This is a genomic window from Dactylosporangium sp. NPDC051087 (assembly GCF_055586325.1).
Genome location: NZ_JBVJIJ010000004.1, coordinates 76,514 through 91,657, shown reverse-complemented (window position 1 = coordinate 91,657; position 15,144 = coordinate 76,514). Strand labels below are relative to the sequence as shown.

Below are 15,144 nucleotides of genomic sequence, written 5' to 3'. Positions count from 1 at the left end.
TGCCGGACGATTACATCTTCCCAACCGTCCATGTTCCCTCGCGGACGGCCGTCTACCCACCGTTGCGTTGGTCACTGCGCTCCCGGACCTTTGCGGCAGGATGGTCGGCATGTCTTCTCCTATCGCCGTGGTGACCGGGGCCTCCAGCGGCATCGGTGCTGCTACCGCCCGCCGGCTCGCCGCTGAGGGCTTCCACGTGGTGGCCGTCGCCCGGCGCGCCGCGCACCTCGCCGCGCTGGTCGAATCTCTTCCGGCGGCAACCGCCGTTGTGGCCGACATCACCTCTGATGCAGACATTTCACGACTTGTCGACGTCGTGACTGATTTGGGCGGCCCGGTGGAGCTGCTGGTCAACAACGCCGGGGGTGCCATCGGCGCGGAGACCGTCGAGGAGGCCGACCTCAGCGACTGGCAGTGGATGTTCGAGGTCAACGTCCTGGGCACCGTCCGGGTCACCAAGGCGCTCCTGCCGCTGCTGACCGAGTCGGGCAGAGCGACCATCGTGGTGATCTCCTCCACGGCGGGTCTCATCGTGTACGAGGGGGGCGGCGGCTACACGGCGGCGAAGCACGCGCAGACAGCGGTCGCGGAGACGCTGCGCCTGGAGCTCAACGGCCGCCCGATCCGGGTCGTCGAGATCGACCCCGGCATGGTGAAGACCGACGAGTTCGCCATCAAGCGCTTCGAGGGGGACGCCGAGAAGGCCGCGGCCGTCTACAAGGGAGTGGAGTTCCCCCTGGTCGCCGACGACATCGCCGACTGCGTCGCGTGGACCGCCACCAGGCCGCACCACGTCAACATCGACCGGCTCGTGGTCCGGCCGCTCGCCCAGGCCGCCCAGCACAAGGTGCACCGGGTGTCGTGATGCGGCCGCTCGGCGCGGTCACCCGTGGCACCACCAACCCCAACCGGCTGCGGCGGGTCGACAACTGGATCGCGGTGACCCTCGGCGGGTTGCTCGCCCGGGCCGAGGCGCCGCTCGTCGTCGACCTCGGCTACGGCGCCTCGCCGGTCACCACCCTGGAGCTGCGCCGCCGCCTGGGCCCGTCGGTCACCGTCGTCGGCCTGGAGATCGACCCGGCGCGGGTCGCCGTCGCGCAGCCCTTCGCCGACCCGCCGGGGCTGACGTTCCGGCGCGGCGGCTTCGAGCTGGCCGGGCTCTCCCCGACGGTGGTGCGGGCGTTCAACGTGCTGCGCCAGTACGACCTCGACGCCGTCCCCGCCGCGTGGGCCGCGATGACCGCGACCGGAGCGGTGCTCGTGGAGGGCACGTGTGACGAGCTCGGGCGGCTGGCGTCCTGGGTGACCGTTTCGGCGGGGGTACCGCGGACGCTGACGATCGCCAGCCGGCTGTCCACACTGGACACCCCCGCGACCCTGGCGGAGCGGCTGCCGAAGTGCCTCATCCACCACAACGTGCCCGGCCGGCCGATCCACGCCCTGCTGTCCACACTGGACACCGCCTGGCGGGCGGCGGCGCCGCTGTCGGTCTTCGGCCCGCGGCAGCGCTGGCGGCGGGCGGTCGAGGTGACCCGCGACGCCGGCTGGCCGGTGCTGGACCGCCCGGCCCGCTGGCGCCTGGGCGAGCTGACGGTGCCCTACTCCTGCCTGGTCACAGACGGCAGTTGACGAGGACCGGCTCGGGGTGCAGCCCGACGCCGAACTTCGCCTGGACGCCGTGCTGGATCTCCCGGGCCAGGCCCAGGAGCGCGGTCGTCGTGCCGGAGCCGCGGTTGGTCAGCGCGAGGGTGTGCTTACCGGACAGCGCCACGCCGCCGGCCGGGTCGCCGTAGCCCTTGCCGAAGCCGGCCCGCTCGATGAGCCACGCCGCGCTGAGCTTGACCATCCCGTCGGGCGCGGGCCAGGCGGGCGGCTCGCCGGCCGCCGCCCGCACCTTGGCCACCGCTTCCGGCGCGACCACGGGGTTGGTGAAGAACGAGCCCACCGAATACGTGTCACGGTCGGCCGGGTCGAGGACCATGCCCTTGCCGGCGCGCAGCTTCAGCACCGCCTCGCGGACCTCCCGCAGCGGCGCGGCCTCCCCCTGCTCTACGCCGAGGGTCCTGGCCAGCTCCGCATACCGGATCGGCGTGGACAGCGGCGACTCCGCCAGCTCGAACGTGACGGCGAGGACCACGAAGCGCTCGTTGTGCTTGAACACGCTGGTCCGGTACGCGAAGCCGCACGCCTCGCTGGGCAGCTCGACGACCTCGTCGCGGACCCGGTCGTACACGCGCACCGCGGTGATCGTCTCGGCGACCTCCTGCCCATACGCGCCGACATTCTGGATCGGGGTGGCGCCGGCCGAGCCGGGGATGCCCGACAGCGACTCGATCCCGGACCAGCCGCTGGCGACCGCCTCGGCGGCGACCTCGTCCCACGGCTGCCCCGCCTGGACGGTCAGCCTGACGACCCCGTCGGCCCGGTGCGCCGCCGTGCCGCGCTGCCGCATCAGCACCACGGTGCCCGGGAACCCCTCGTCGGCGATCACGACGTTGCTCCCGCCGGCGAGGACGAGCAGGCGCTCCGCGTCCTTGACCGCCCGCACGGTGGCCTCCTCGGAGGTCACCTCCACCAGATGATCGGCTGGCCCGCCGAGGCGCAGGGTGGTGAGGTCGGCGAGGCTGGACACGGGCGCGGCTGCTTCGGACACCGCACCAGACTAAGGCGTGCCCTAATGTTGGACCTGCAGCGTCCGGACCGGGAGAGGGATCGCCGATGAGCAAGCCTCAGCTCACCAAGGAGTTCTGGCTCGCCGCGCTGCGCGCCGAGGGCGACGCCTTCCGCGCCACGCTCGGCGGCACGGTCCCCCTGGACGCCGCCGTGCCGACCTGCCCCGGCTGGCAGCTGCGCGACCTCGCCTGGCACCTCACGCAGGTCTACGTGTGGGTCACCGGGGTCGTCCCGCGCGGCGTCACCGACCGCCCCGAGCCGCGCCCGGACACGCCGCTGCCCGCCGACGTGGACCCGGTGGTCGCCTGGACCGACGCCTTCACCGAGCTGACCGCCACCCTCGACGCCGTCGACCCCGACCTGCCCGCCTTCAACTGGGCGCCGCAGGCGAAGAAGGCCGCCTTCTGGCACCGCCGGATGGCGCAGGAGACCGCCATCCACCGCTGGGACGCCCAGATGGCCGGCGGCCTCAGCGAGCCCATCGAGCCGCGCCTCGCCAGCGACGGCGTCACCGAGGTCCTCGACACGTGGCTCCCCGGCGGCCGCCGCTCCGGCCCCGCCAACCGCGCCGGCATGATCGCCCTGCACGCCACCGATGTCGACCAGGTCTGGTATGTCCGTCTCCGCGGCGCCGGGGTCGCGCTCCTGGACACCGACACCCTGCTGGACTCCGACGACCACCACGAGCGCGCCACCGCCAGCGGCCCGGCCAGCGACCTGCTGCTCGCCCTGTGGGGCCGGGTCGCCTTCGACACCCTCCTCGTCAGCGGCGACACCGGCCTGCTCGAGGGCCTCCGCACCGGCTGACGGTCCTCACACCCGCACGACCGCGCGCTGCCCGGCCTTGTCGATCTGCTCGACGGGCAGGCCGAACAGCTTGCGGGTCAGCAGCGTGCTGCCGGCGACCGCGGCCGGCACGACCAGGATCGCGGCGAAGGGGATCAGCAGGATCACGAACACGGGCATGCCGAAGCCGAGCGCGAGGGGCCGGTTGGCCCGCAGCATGGCCCGGCGCTCCTTCAGGCGCAGCCCGCGCCGGTTGAACGGCACCCCCGTCAGCTCCACCGCGAGCAGCCACCCACCCACGACGGCGTCGACGACCGGGATGACCGTCTGCCCGAACACGGGCACGAACCCCAGCAGGAACAACGGGACCGACACCGCGATCCCCAGCACGATCAGCCGGATCGAGTCCGCCGCGTTCTTCAGGATCGTCTTGTGCCACGGCAGGTCGGGCATCCCCGGCGTCCCGCCGAAGCGCCCCTCGACCCGCTCGGAGATGACCTCGTAGAACGGGTCACCGATGAGCAACGTCAGGGCCGTGTAGGTCAGCACCGACACCAGCGCCGACACGATGACGATCCCCGCGCCCGCGCCGAACCGCGTCACTCCCCGCCACGGCGAGCCCCAGTCGTCGGCGAACCAGGTGACGGCCGCCGAGATGTCCCGGATGAACCACCACAGGAAGAACCACGCGGTGCCGAGCAGCAGGAACGAGATGACCGCCGGGATCAGCCCCAGCAACATGAGCCGGGGACTGCGCCAGTACAGCGCGAACCCCCGGCCGAGCAGCCGCGCCCCTTCGGCGAACTCGTCCCACAACGTCTTCAGCGGCACCACCCGCTCATCTTTCACGACCCGGACCGCACCTGGCCGGCAGCCCCCGAAACCCCGCCGGGCCGATCCGGGCTAGGCGACCGCGAACACGTCCAGCAGGCCGGTCAGGCGCAGCTGGGCGTAGGCGAGCGGGCGTGGGTTGCGCACGCTGAGCTTGCAGCCGGCCTCCTGGGCCAGCTTCCAGCAGCTGACGAGCGCGCCGATGCCGGCCGAGTCGAGCACGGTCACCCCGGCGAGGTCCACCGCCAGCGTCCGCGGCCGGAAGACGGGCAGCACCGCCCGCACCGCTTCGGAGAGGTGGTCGCGGGTGGCGAGATCGAGCTCGCCGTCGAGCCGGATGACGACCGCGCCGGGGTCCGGTGCCTCGAGGCTCGCCGTCAGTCCGTCCACTTCGCCCCCTGTCACGTTGAGGGGCGGCGTCTACCCCGCGACGGGTACCTCTAAACGTCGGGTTTCGGCGCGGGCGACCCGGCGTTCCCGGGCCGGCTGGATCAGCAGGTGGCCGGCGGCGGCGAGCAGGCCGAGGCCGCCGCAGATCACCCAGTGCCAGTCGCCGAGGTACTCCAGGCCGGCGCCACCGGCCGCGGGCGCGATGAAGCTCGCCGCCGGGAAGACCAGGTAGAACACGCTCTGGTACCGCCCGCGCAACGCCTCCGGCGACAGTTCGGCGATGACCGCGGCGTTCGGCGGCGCGGCGAGCATCGAGCCGACCGTCCACACGGTCGCGGCCAGCAGGTAGCCGGGCACGTCGGAGGCGAGCGCGACGCAGGCGAAGCCGAGTCCCAGGAACACGTTGGCGACGGCGAGGGTGGTGCCCTTGCGCCACCGGTCGATGAGCTTCGGCACGAAGAGCTGCCCGGCGACGATGAGCAGACAGGCGTACGCGACGACCGAGCCGTACACGGTGGGGCGCAGCCCGTCGGCGGTGATGGCCAGCGGCAGGATCGTCGAGCTCTGCAGCGTGACGACGGCGAGCAGCAGGCTCAGCCCGACGAACGACAGGAACGCCCGGTCGGTCAGCGCCGTGTGCAGCCCGCCCCGGGGTCCGTCCGGTGTCGCGCGGGCCGGTGGTCTCGTCTCCCGCACCTTCCACACCAGCAGCAGCGCCGTCACCAGCGTGCCGGCCGCGTCGACGGTGAACAGGAGCGTGAAGCTGACCTCGGCGAGCGCGCCGGCGATCAGCGACGCCGCGGCCATGCCCAGGTTGAACGCCCAGAACTGCAGGTTGAACGCGCGGCCGCGGTCGCCGCTGGGCACCACGTCGACGATCGCGGCGACGAACGCCGGGCCGGGCATGGCGTGCATGAGGCCGAGCAGCGCGGCGAGGCCGGCGATCGCCGGGATGTGCTGCGTCATGGCGAGCCCGGCGAGGAACACCACGGCGCCGAAGTGTGAGAGCAGCAGCGTCGGCCGGCGGCCCCACCGGTCCGCGAGCACGCCGCCGAGCAGGACGCCGGCGATCCCGCCGATGCCGTAGAGGCCGACGACGAGCCCCGCGGCGCTGGGCTTCAGGCCCCGGTCGGAGGTGAGGTACAGCGACAGGACCAGCGCGACGAATCCGCCGACGCGGTTGATGAGCATGCCGGTCCAGAGGTACCAGTACATCCTCGGCAGGCCACCGATCGTGGACCGGTACCACACGCGCACAGTTGCTCCAGGATCAGTTAACGCTCTTAACAGTTAGATCTTAGCCAGCTCGTCCTGGCGCTCCGCGGCGGTGGCCAGGTCCGCCACCCGGCGCTCCCGGGCGCGCACCGCGAGCAGGCTCCACAGCGCGGCGGCCAGGCTGAGCCCGAGGCAGCCGAGCCACAGCGTGGTGTTGCCGGCCAGGTCGCGGACCGCGCCGCCGAGGGTCGGCGCCAGGAACGCCGCCGCCTGCCAGGACAGGCTGTAGGCGCCCTGGTAGCGCCCCCGCATGTCCACCGGCGACAGGCCGGCCAGCAGTGCGGCGGTGGAGGGCGCGTTGAGCATCTCGCCGACGGTCCAGACCAGCACGGTCGCCGCGTACCAGACCGGGGTGTGCACGAAGGCGGTGAGCCCGAAGCCGATCCCCAGCACCACCGCGGCGACGGGGGCGACCAGGGCCTCCCGGCGGCCGGTGAGCAGCCGGGTGACGAGCGGCTGGCCGAGCACGATGAGCACGCCGTTGAGCGCGATCACGATGCCGAACGTGCGCGGGCTGAGCCCGTCGTCGATCATCGCGATCGGCAGCATCGAGGAGTGCTGCATCAGCACCAGCGCGATCAGCAGGTTGCACACGACGAAGCCGAGGAACACCCGGTCCCGGCCGAGCGCGGCCAGGCCGCCGCCCCGCTGCGCGGCCCTCGGTGCGGGCGCCGGCCTGGTCTCGCGGATCTTCACCGCGATGAGCACCGCCGCGGCGGCCGTGGTCACGGCGTCCGCGACGAACAGCGTCAGGTAGCCGGCGCCGGCCGCGAACCCGGCCAGGACGGCGGCCGTGGCGAACCCGAGGTTGATCGCCCAGAAGTACACCGAGAACGCCCGGCCGCGGTCGGGCGCCGGCACCAGGTCGGCGATCATCGCGCCGAGCGGCGGGCGGGCCCCCTCGGCGGCCATGCCCAGCGCGAGCGCGCCCACCATGATCGTGCCGCGATCGTGGGCCAGGCCGAGGGCGAGCATCAGCACCGACGCCGAACCCATCGCCAGGAGCACCGTCGGCCGCCGGCCCCAGCGGTCGGTCAGGTGTCCCGCGACGGTGACGCCGACCGCTCCGCCCAGCCCGTACAGGCCGAGGACCAGGCCGGCGGTCGACTCGCTGAAGCCCCGCTCGGTCGTCAGGTAGATCGTCAGGAAGATGCCGACGAAGCCGCCCGCCCGGTTGACCAGTGTGGCTGTCCAGACGACCCAGAACTGAGATGGTAAGCGGTGCTTCACGCCCGCATCCTTACATCGGAGGTCCGATGCTGTCGAAATGATTCGGTGCGGGAGGATGGGAGCATGAGTGAAGTCGGGACACTGGTGCTCTTGCGGCACGGTGAGAGCGAGTGGAACGCGAAGAACCTGTTCACCGGCTGGGTCGACGTGGACCTCAGCGCCCAAGGAGAGGCCGAGGCCCGTCGGGGCGGCGAGCTGCTCCGTGAGTCCGGTCTGCTGCCGGATGTGGTGCACACGTCAGTGCTGCGCCGTGCCATCCGCACCAGCGAGATCGCCCTGCACGCCGCCGACCGGCACTGGATCCCGGTCCAGCGCAGCTGGCGGCTCAACGAGCGGCACTACGGTGCCCTGCAGGGCAAGAACAAGAAGCAGACGCTCGAGGAGTTCGGCGAGGAGCAGTTCATGCTCTGGCGCCGTTCCTACGACGTGCCGCCGCCGCCGATCGCCGACGACGACGAGTGGTCGCAGGCGTCCGACCCGCGCTACGCGAACCTGACGCCGGACATCCGTCCGAGCACCGAGTGCCTCAAGGACGTCGTGCAGCGCATGCTGCCGTACTGGTACGACCAGATCGTGCCGCAGCTGCTGGCCGGCCGCACCGTGCTGGTCGCGGCGCACGGCAACTCGCTGCGCGCCCTGGTGAAGCACCTCGACGGCATCTCCGACGAGGCCATCGCCAAGCTCAACATCCCGACCGGCATCCCGCTGCGCTACGACCTCGACGCGGCGCTGCGGCCGGTCACGGCCGGCGGCACCTACCTGGACCCGGAGGCGGCCAAGGAGGCCGCGGCCGCGGTCGCCAACCAGGGGCGCTAGCTGTTCCAAGAACAGTGAGGGGGGCCGCTGCGGCGGCCCCCCTCTTTTGCTGCGCTGCGCTATGCCGGGGCTGTGTCGAACGCCTCGCCCGTGACGAGGAACACCACGTGCCGGCCGGCGTTGACCGCGTGGTCGGCGTAGCGCTCGTAGAAGCGGCCGAGCAGCGCCGTGTCGACCGCGGCCTGGGTGCTCTCGGTCCACTTGGGCCCGAACATGGTCTCGAACAGGCTGGTGTGCAGCCTGTCCATCTGGTCGTCGTCGCGGTCCAGCTGACCGGCGGCGACCACGTCGAGGTTGGAGATCGCGCGGGAGATCTTGCCCGCGATCCGGTCGGCGACCAGACCCATCTCCTCGAACGTCTCGGTCAGCGTGGCCGGGACGGCGACCTCGGGCAGCCGGCGCAGCGCCGTCTTCGCGACGTGGTCGGCGAGGTCGCCCATGCGCTCGAGGTCGGTCGCGAGGTGCAGCGCGGTCAGCACGACACGCAGGTCGGAGGCGACCGGCGCCTGGCGGGCGCAGAGGTCGTAGACCTTGTCCTCGACGAGCCGGTAGAGGGCGTTGACCTCCGCGTCGCGGGCCACGACCTCCTCGGCCTCGGTCTGGTCGGCGGTGAGCAGCGCCTTCGTGGCGCGGACCATCGCGCTGCGGACGGCGTCCGCCATCGACACCAGTAGACGGTTGACCTGCAGCAGGTCGGCACGGTATTCGTCGCGCATAGTTCTCCTATCGTGGTGTCCCTCACCGTAGGTCGCGCGTGGACGTGGCCGGTGAACTTCATCCCGCGTGAGGGTGAACACTGGGTGATGTGAGCCCGTTTCGTGCCCTGGACCACCGTCCGTCGGGTAAGCGACCTCCTACCATCAGGTCGTGGATTGGAAGTTCCGGCAGTCGAAGGCCGACAGCGCGGCGATGGACTCGGCGATGACCGAGATCCTCGACGCGTTGCTCGTCGGTGTCGTCGTCCTCGACGAGACGGACCGGCCCGTGCTGGCCAACGCGGCGGCCCGCGAGATGGGCCTCATCCGGCAGCGCCAGGGCGCGCCCGAGGAGGCGCACACCATCGTGCGCACCCTCGCCGGTCAGGTCCGGCGCAACGGGGTGACCAGGGTGGTCGAGCTCGACCTGCCCCGCCTCACCCACGGCGAACCCCTTGGCGTCAACGTGCGGGCGGTCTCGCTCGACGGCGGCCGGGTCGCGATCGAGGCCGCCGACGTCACCGAGTCGCACCGGGTCGCGCGGGTCCGCCGCGACTTCGTCGCCAACGTCAGCCACGAGCTCAAGACCCCCGTCGGGGCCCTGCAACTGCTCGCCGAGGCGCTGCTGGACGCGACCGACCAGGACCCCGCCGCCGCGATCCGGTTCGCCGAGCGGATCAAGCACGAGTCGGCCCGGCTCGGCCGGCTCGTCTCGGAGCTGCTGGAGCTGTCGCGGCTGCAGGGCGCGGAGCCGCTGCCCGAGCCCGAGCCCGTCGACGTCGACAAGATCCTCGCCGAGGTGCTCGACCGCACGAAGACGCCCGGCGCCGCCAAGAAGATCGAGGTCGCCTCCGACGGCCCGCGTGGCCTGATCGTCTACGGCAACGAGAATCAGCTGGTCACCGCGGTGGTCAACCTGGTGGAGAACGCGATCGCCTACTCGCCGGAGTCGACGACGGTCACCGTCACGACCCGTGAGGAGGCCGGCCTCATCGAGATCGCGGTCGCCGATCAGGGCATCGGCATCGAGCCACGGGATCTCGACCGGATCTTCGAGCGCTTCTACCGGGCCGACCGCGCCCGCTCCCGGGCGACCGGCGGCACCGGCCTTGGCCTGGCGATCGTCAAGCACATCGCCACCAATCACGGCGGCCGCGTCGACGTGGTCAGCAGTGTCGGAGTTGGCTCGACGTTCACCTTGCGGCTTCCCGCGCGTCCGACGGAGGCCGCGCTGGCGATACCGCCGTCCGTTGAGATCGGAGGGGCCCCATGATCGTGACCCAATCGCAACATCAGACCCGCGGTTCGCAGCGCAGTGCGGCTCCCCGGCAGCTACGAAAGGACAGCACGTTGGCGCGCGTACTCGTGGTCGAGGACGAAGAGTCCATCTCCGACCCGTTGTCGTACATGCTCCGCAGGGAGGGCTTCGAGGTCTCCATCGCGGCGACCGGCACCGAGGCCCTCACGGAGTTCGACCGCACCGGAGCGGACATCGTCCTGCTCGACCTGATGCTGCCGGAGATGTCGGGCACCGAGGTCTGCCGCCAGATGCGGACCAAGTCCAACGTGCCGATCATCATGATCACGGCCCGGGACAGCGAGATCGACAAGGTGGTCGGCCTGGAGATCGGCGCCGACGACTACGTCACCAAGCCGTATTCGCCGCGTGAGCTGGTCGCCCGCATCCGCGCGGTGCTGCGCCGGCAGGTCGACGCGCCGGGCGAGCTCGCCCCGCCGACGCTGTCCGCCGGGCCGGTCCGCATGGACGTCGACCGGCACGTCGTCACGGTCGCCGGCGACGCCGTACAGCTGCCGCTGAAGGAATTCGAGCTGCTCGAGCTGCTGCTGCGCAACGCCGGCCGGGTCCTGACCCGCGGCCAGCTGATCGACCGCGTCTGGGGCGCCGACTACGTGGGCGACACGAAGACCCTCGACGTGCACGTCAAGCGGCTGCGCTCGAAGATCGAGCCGGAGCCCTCGGCGCCGCGCTTCATCGTCACCGTCCGCGGCCTCGGCTACAAGTTCGAGCCGTAAACCGCTCAGCCGGCGTTCGCCACCGACTCGCGCGCCCTGCGCCGCTCCTCCATCTCGCGCCGCAGGACGTAGCCGCGGATCGCCCGGCCCATGACCTCGGTCGTCTCGTACGTGATGATCACGTCGAACGCGTCGTTCTCGGGGTCGCGGCGGACGAACAGCACCGTGCCGCGGATCGCGATCGTCTCCTCGTCGAGCGCGATCCGCAGGTCGACCCGGTCGTCGCGGTCGAAACGGTCCTCGTGCAGGCGGCACCGCACCCCACCCTCGGACAGGTCGATGACCCGCCCGCGGAACGCGGTGCCGTCCCTGCTGACCTCGACGGCCTCGCCGCCCCCGCCGCGCACGTAGTTGCGCCGGGTCTGCAGCCGCACCGACCCGACCGCCTCCAGCGACCAGCGCGGCGGCTGCTCCTTGCTCAGCTCGACCAGCCGCACGTCGACGGCCTGCCGCCGGTCGCCCGCCACCCAGGCCAGCTCGACGGAGGTGCCGAGCTTCGGCATGTCGGCGCCGTTGACACCGAACGGCGCGGCGACGGTCAGCCGCTTGCCGGTCATGTCCTCGACACGGGACTGATAGGCCTCGCCGTCCATCAGCACCACGTCGACCAGAGCGTTGATCGCGGGCAGGGTCACGCCTACACGTTCGGCTGATCGTCCGCCGACTTGAGGCCGGCGTGCTACGAGTCCAGTGCCTCGCGCCACTCGTACGGCTTGGCGAAGTGTCCGGGCATGCACACCAGCTCCGAGGTCTTGCGCTTCTCCCGTGCCGGGCTGCCGGCGACGACGGTGTCCGGCGCCACGTCCCGGGTCACCACCGACCCCGCGCCGACCAGCGACCGGGCGCCGATCCGGACACCGGGCAGGATCGTCGCGTTCCCGCCGATCGACGCGTCGTCCTCGACCGTGGCGCCGCCCACGCACTCGTCATACCGCGGGCAGGGCGGGTGCGGGTCGTCGGTGAACACGACGCCGGGGCCGAGGAACACCCGGCGGCCGAGCGTCACGTTCTCCAGGAAGCAGTGCGAGTGCACCCGGCTCCCGTCGCCGATCCGGTTGCCCGGCTCGAGGACCGCGTTGGTGCCCACCGAGCACCCGTCGCCGATGACGTTGTTCTCCCGGATCATCGCCCCGTGCCCGGACTGGAACCGCGCCCCGATCCGCGCCCCCGCGTAGATCACGGTCCCGGACCGGATCCGGCTCCCCGGCCCGATGATCGTCGGCAGTTCGCCGGGTGCCGCGCCGCGGGGCGGCACCCCGATCCGCGCACCGGGCTCCACCACGGTGCCCTCACCCAGCTCCACGCCGGGGAAGATCTCTTCGGTCACCCGACGAACCTATTGCACCGCGCGGCGGTGCGGCGGGCGGGTTCCCGCGTTGTCACACACCGGACACCCCGACCCCGTAGCGTTTCCGGGGGTGCGCAGCTTCAACTCCGGCCCCGCCGGGACGATCATGATGCTGGTCGGCGTGATCCTGGCCGCGAGCTCGGTCTGGACCGCGATCACCCGCTCGGGCTGGCCCGAGGCCCTGCCCAGCATCCTCATCGGCCTGTCCCTGACCGCCGTCGGCTACTCCCTGTTCTCCAGGGGGCGCCGCACCGGCTCGCAGCCCCACCCGCCGACCGACGAGGACTGAGCCGGCCTTCGCACGTGCGCGCGCCGGCCGGTTTCGTCCGCCGGCTTTCGCTGGTCAGGCCTTTTCGCTGGTCAGGCCTTTCGCTGGTCAGGCCAGGCGGGTCGGCAGCAGCTTCAGGGCGACGGTCGTCGCCGGGTGCGGGGCGACCATGCCCTGCTTCGCGCGCTCCGCGCACAGGTCGGCGAGCTTCGCGTAGGCGGGCCGGCCGATGAGGGCGACGAGCTCCGCCTCGTACTCCTGGTAGAGCCGCTTCGCGCCGACGTGCGCCTCCGGCGAGGACGTGCACCACCAGTGCAGGTCGTGGCCGCCCTCGCCCCAGCCTCGGCGGTCGAACTCGCCCAGCGTGGAGACGAGGATCTTCGTGCCGTCGGGGCGCTTGCGCCAGTCCTGGTCGCGGCGCACGGGCAGCTGCCAGCAGACGTCAGGCTTGTATTCCAGGGGGTGCACGCCGTCGCGGAGCGCCTGGCCGTGCAGGGCGCAGCCGCCGCCACCGGCGAAGTCGGTGTCGTTCTGGAAGACGCAGCCGGCGCCGGGGCGGGTCGCGGTGCGCAGGGCCTTCGACTCGCCGTCGATGGTGTCCCATTCGGTGTAGTTCTTGAAGCCGCGGCGGTAGTGCTGCCAGTGCTCCGGGTCGAGGCGCTTCGCGGCGGCACGGACCCGCTTCTCGTCGTCGGCGTCGGTGAAGAACGCGCCGTGCGAGCAGCAGCCCTCCTCGGCCTTGCCCTCGATGATGCCGTGGCAGCCCTGCCCGTAGACGCACGTCCAGTTGGACAGCAGCCAGGTGAGGTCGGCGCGCACGAGGTGGTCGGCGTCGGCGGGGTCGTAGAACTCCAGGAACTCCCGCGGGAAGTCGAGGTCGACCTCCAGGTCGCGGGGCGCCTCGGAGTCGCCGATGCGGTCGACCGCGACGTGAATCTCCATTTGACGAAGCGTACGCGTCCCGTCGCGGCATTACGGTGAAGGGATGCGGCTCGGTGTGCTCGACGTCGGATCCAACACGGTCCATCTGCTGGTGGTCGACGCCCATCACGGCGCGCATCCGTGGCCCGCGCACTCGCAGAAGGCGGAGCTGCGGCTCGCGGAGAGGATCGGCAAGGACGGCGAGCTCAGCAAGGCCGGCGCCGACAGTCTCGTCGCGGCGTGCGCGGAGGCGCGGGACGCGGCGGCCGCCCTGGAGACCGACGACCTGCTGGCGTTCGCGACGTCGGCGGTGCGGGACGCGAAGAACTCGGCGAGAGTGCTGCGCAGGGTCCGTGAGGAGACGGGCGTCGACCTGCAGGTCCTGTCGGGCGAGGCCGAGGCGATCATGACGTTCCTGGCGGTGCGCCGCTGGTTCGGCTGGTCCGCCGGGCGGCTGCTGGTGATGGACATCGGCGGCGGCTCGCTGGAGCTGGCGACCGGCATCGACGAGGAGCCCGACGTGGCGCTGTCGGTGCCGCTCGGCGCGGGACGGCTGACCCGGGAGCGCATCGACGGCGACCCGCCGACCAGGGCGGCGGTCGATGCGCTGTGCGAATACGCGGAGGCCGAGGTCGCGAAGCCGGTCAAGCGGCTCCTGGACGCGGGCTGGGACCGGCCCGTGGCCACCTCGAAGACGTTCCGGACCCTGGCCCGGCTGGCCGGCGCGGCGCCCTCGTCCGCGGGACCCCGCGCACCGCGGAAGCTGACCAGGGTGGGGCTGCACCAGGTGCTCTCGTTCATCCGCAGGATGCCGTCGGCGGCCCTCGCCGAGATCGACGGCGTCAGCCCGGGCCGCGCGCATCAGATCCTCGCCGGCGCGGTCGTGGCCGAGGTGACGATGCGCAGCCTCGGCATCGACGAGGTCGAGATCTGCCCCTGGGCACTGCGCGAAGGGGTGATTCTTCGCCGGTTGGAGGTACTGGAGTCCAGTTGATCGACGGGAGGCGTTAGGGCGAGCGGGCTAGCCTGGGGGAGTGAGCCCTCGAGTGCCGGTGCTGCTGTCCACCTCGTCCGTCTTCCCCGAGCCGACCGCGGCAGGGTTCGAGATGGCCGCCGCCGTCGGCTACGACGGCGTCGAGGTCATGGTCTGGTCCGACGCGGTGAGCCAGGACGCGGGCGCCCTCGCCGGCCTGTCGAAGCACTACGGCGTGCCGGTCCGCTCCGTGCACGCGCCCTGCCTGATGGTGACCCAGCGGGTGTGGAGCCCCGACCCGTGGGAGCGGCTGCGCCGGGCCGCGATGCTCGCCGACACGCTCGGCGCCCCGGTCGTCGTGGTGCACCCGCCGTTCGCCTGGCAGCGGGAATACGCCCGGACGTTCGAAACCGGCCTGGCGAAGCTCGGCAAGCAGTTCCCCGGCATCAGGTTCGCGGTGGAGAACATGTTCCCGCTGCGCGGCGTGGGACGGGAGTTCGTGCCGTACGCGCCGGGCTGGGACCCGACGATCACCGGCTTCGACGCCTACACCCTGGACCTGTCACACTGCGCCGCGTCACGGACCGATGCGCTCGCGCTGGCCGACACGATGGCGGCCGGCCTGGCCCACGTCCACCTCGGCGACGGCACCGGCAAGGGCCGCGACGAGCACCTGGTCCCCGGCCGGGGCACCCAGCCGTGCGCGGAGCTGCTGGAGTCGCTGGGCCGGCGCGGCTTCACCGGGTCGGTCGCGGTCGAGGTCGGCACCCGCAAGGCGAGCAGCAGGGCCGAGCGGGAGGCCGACCTCGCCGAGTCCCTGCGTTTCGCCCGCAGGCACCTGGCCACCGCCCCGACCGCCGCCCCGAGCAAGGTCTGACCGGCAGGCCTGCGGGGCGAGGCGTCG

At 72.1% G+C, this 15,144-nt stretch carries 17 protein-coding genes and 1 pseudogene; 9 read left to right on the top strand and 9 right to left on the bottom strand.

Annotated features, from left to right (window positions below; all coding sequences use genetic code 11):
- Positions 1–109: 109 nt before the first annotated feature.
- Entirely contained in the window at positions 110–865 is a 756-nt protein-coding gene (locus tag ACZ6TV_RS09290) for an SDR family oxidoreductase (protein WP_465296667.1), read from the top strand.
- Positions 865–1,629, top strand: coding sequence for a class I SAM-dependent methyltransferase (locus ACZ6TV_RS09285; RefSeq protein ID WP_465297001.1), 765 nt, complete (start codon positions 865–867; stop codon positions 1,627–1,629). The genes ACZ6TV_RS09290 and ACZ6TV_RS09285 overlap by 1 nt, the downstream gene beginning before the upstream one ends.
- Here the strand turns inward: ACZ6TV_RS09285 and ACZ6TV_RS09280 are convergent.
- The gene (locus tag ACZ6TV_RS09280; protein WP_465296666.1) at positions 1,613–2,653 is read right to left on the bottom strand and encodes a UDP-N-acetylmuramate dehydrogenase; all 1,041 of its coding nucleotides are present in this window, start codon (positions 2,651–2,653) and stop codon (positions 1,613–1,615) included. The genes ACZ6TV_RS09285 and ACZ6TV_RS09280 overlap by 17 nt on opposite strands.
- Positions 2,654–2,718: 65 nt before the next feature.
- Here ACZ6TV_RS09280 and ACZ6TV_RS09275 point away from each other — a divergent pair, with 65 nt between their 5' ends.
- The gene (locus tag ACZ6TV_RS09275) at positions 2,719–3,480 is read left to right on the top strand and encodes a maleylpyruvate isomerase family mycothiol-dependent enzyme (RefSeq protein WP_465296665.1); all 762 of its coding nucleotides are present in this window, start codon (positions 2,719–2,721) and stop codon (positions 3,478–3,480) included.
- A gap of 6 nt (positions 3,481–3,486) precedes the next feature.
- On the opposite strand, the gene ACZ6TV_RS09270 is transcribed toward ACZ6TV_RS09275, so the two are convergent.
- From ACZ6TV_RS09270 to ACZ6TV_RS09255, 4 genes are read right to left on the bottom strand one after another with little or no spacing between them, the layout of a single operon-like run.
- Positions 3,487–4,308: an EI24 domain-containing protein gene (locus ACZ6TV_RS09270; protein WP_465296664.1), complete on the bottom strand. Its 822-nt coding sequence runs from the start codon at positions 4,306–4,308 to the stop codon at positions 3,487–3,489.
- Positions 4,309–4,362: 54 nt separating this feature from the next.
- A complete protein-coding gene (locus tag ACZ6TV_RS09265; protein ID WP_465296663.1) occupies positions 4,363–4,680 on the bottom strand; it encodes an STAS domain-containing protein in 318 nt (105 codons plus the stop codon).
- 30 nt (positions 4,681–4,710) lie between these two features.
- Positions 4,711–5,937 (bottom strand): MDR family MFS transporter, encoded by a 1,227-nt coding sequence (locus ACZ6TV_RS09260; protein ID WP_465296662.1) that lies wholly within the window; start codon positions 5,935–5,937, stop codon positions 4,711–4,713.
- A gap of 33 nt (positions 5,938–5,970) precedes the next feature.
- Positions 5,971–7,185 (bottom strand): MDR family MFS transporter, encoded by a 1,215-nt coding sequence (locus tag ACZ6TV_RS09255; protein WP_465296661.1) that lies wholly within the window; start codon positions 7,183–7,185, stop codon positions 5,971–5,973.
- A 63-nt stretch (positions 7,186–7,248) separates the two neighbouring features.
- On the opposite strand from ACZ6TV_RS09255, the gene ACZ6TV_RS09250 reads away from it, so the two are divergent.
- Positions 7,249–8,001, top strand: coding sequence for a phosphoglyceromutase (locus ACZ6TV_RS09250; protein ID WP_344511552.1), 753 nt, complete (start codon positions 7,249–7,251; stop codon positions 7,999–8,001).
- Positions 8,002–8,060: 59 nt separating this feature from the next.
- On the opposite strand, the gene phoU is transcribed toward ACZ6TV_RS09250, so the two are convergent.
- Positions 8,061–8,717, bottom strand: a complete 657-nt coding sequence (gene phoU, locus ACZ6TV_RS09245) for a phosphate signaling complex protein PhoU (RefSeq protein WP_465296660.1) — start codon at positions 8,715–8,717, stop codon at positions 8,061–8,063.
- A gap of 217 nt (positions 8,718–8,934) precedes the next feature.
- Here phoU and ACZ6TV_RS09240 point away from each other — a divergent pair.
- Positions 8,935–9,969: pseudogene (locus ACZ6TV_RS09240) on the top strand (ATP-binding protein); the annotation flags it as partial.
- Between the two features lie 77 nt (positions 9,970–10,046).
- The gene (locus ACZ6TV_RS09235) at positions 10,047–10,730 is read left to right on the top strand and encodes a response regulator transcription factor (RefSeq protein ID WP_354783493.1); all 684 of its coding nucleotides are present in this window, start codon (positions 10,047–10,049) and stop codon (positions 10,728–10,730) included.
- 5 nt (positions 10,731–10,735) lie between these two features.
- Here the strand turns inward: ACZ6TV_RS09235 and ACZ6TV_RS09230 are convergent, their stop codons facing one another.
- On the bottom strand, positions 10,736–11,365 hold the full coding sequence (locus ACZ6TV_RS09230) for a PilZ domain-containing protein (protein ID WP_465296659.1): 630 nt from the start codon (positions 11,363–11,365) through the stop codon (positions 10,736–10,738).
- Between the two features lie 44 nt (positions 11,366–11,409).
- Positions 11,410–12,057, bottom strand: coding sequence for an acyltransferase (locus tag ACZ6TV_RS09225; RefSeq protein ID WP_465296658.1), 648 nt, complete (start codon positions 12,055–12,057; stop codon positions 11,410–11,412).
- A gap of 91 nt (positions 12,058–12,148) precedes the next feature.
- On the opposite strand from ACZ6TV_RS09225, the gene ACZ6TV_RS09220 reads away from it, so the two are divergent.
- Positions 12,149–12,367 carry a hypothetical protein gene (locus ACZ6TV_RS09220; RefSeq protein ID WP_465296657.1) on the top strand — a complete coding sequence of 73 codons (219 nt, stop codon included), beginning with the start codon at positions 12,149–12,151 and terminating at the stop codon, positions 12,365–12,367.
- Between the two features lie 87 nt (positions 12,368–12,454).
- On the opposite strand, the gene ACZ6TV_RS09215 is transcribed toward ACZ6TV_RS09220, so the two are convergent.
- Positions 12,455–13,288 (bottom strand): DUF3109 family protein, encoded by an 834-nt coding sequence (locus tag ACZ6TV_RS09215; protein WP_465296656.1) that lies wholly within the window; start codon positions 13,286–13,288, stop codon positions 12,455–12,457.
- A gap of 43 nt (positions 13,289–13,331) precedes the next feature.
- Between ACZ6TV_RS09215 and ACZ6TV_RS09210 the strand changes: the two genes are divergently transcribed.
- Together ACZ6TV_RS09210 and ACZ6TV_RS09205 are read left to right on the top strand one after the other, a co-directional pair.
- Entirely contained in the window at positions 13,332–14,261 is a 930-nt protein-coding gene (locus ACZ6TV_RS09210) for a Ppx/GppA phosphatase family protein (protein WP_465296655.1), read from the top strand.
- A 40-nt stretch (positions 14,262–14,301) separates the two neighbouring features.
- Positions 14,302–15,117, top strand: a complete 816-nt coding sequence (locus ACZ6TV_RS09205; RefSeq protein ID WP_465296654.1) for a sugar phosphate isomerase/epimerase family protein — start codon at positions 14,302–14,304, stop codon at positions 15,115–15,117.
- Positions 15,118–15,144 lie beyond the last annotated feature (27 nt).

Bases quoted from the DNA above. Each gene is read 5' to 3' on its own strand.
- ACZ6TV_RS09275 (WP_465296665.1), top strand. From the start codon at position 2,719: ATGAGCAAGCCTCAGCTCACCAAGGAGTTCTGGCTCGCCGCGCTGCGC.
- ACZ6TV_RS09285 (WP_465297001.1), top strand. From the start codon at position 865: ATGCGGCCGCTCGGCGCGGTCACCCGTGGCACCACCAACCCCAACCGG.
- ACZ6TV_RS09290 (WP_465296667.1), top strand. From the start codon at position 110: ATGTCTTCTCCTATCGCCGTGGTGACCGGGGCCTCCAGCGGCATCGGT.
- ACZ6TV_RS09250 (WP_344511552.1), top strand. From the start codon at position 7,249: ATGAGTGAAGTCGGGACACTGGTGCTCTTGCGGCACGGTGAGAGCGAG.
- ACZ6TV_RS09210 (WP_465296655.1), top strand. From the start codon at position 13,332: ATGCGGCTCGGTGTGCTCGACGTCGGATCCAACACGGTCCATCTGCTG.
- ACZ6TV_RS09215 (WP_465296656.1), bottom strand. From the start codon at position 13,288: ATGGAGATTCACGTCGCGGTCGACCGCATCGGCGACTCCGAGGCGCCC.
- phoU (WP_465296660.1), bottom strand. From the start codon at position 8,717: ATGCGCGACGAATACCGTGCCGACCTGCTGCAGGTCAACCGTCTACTG.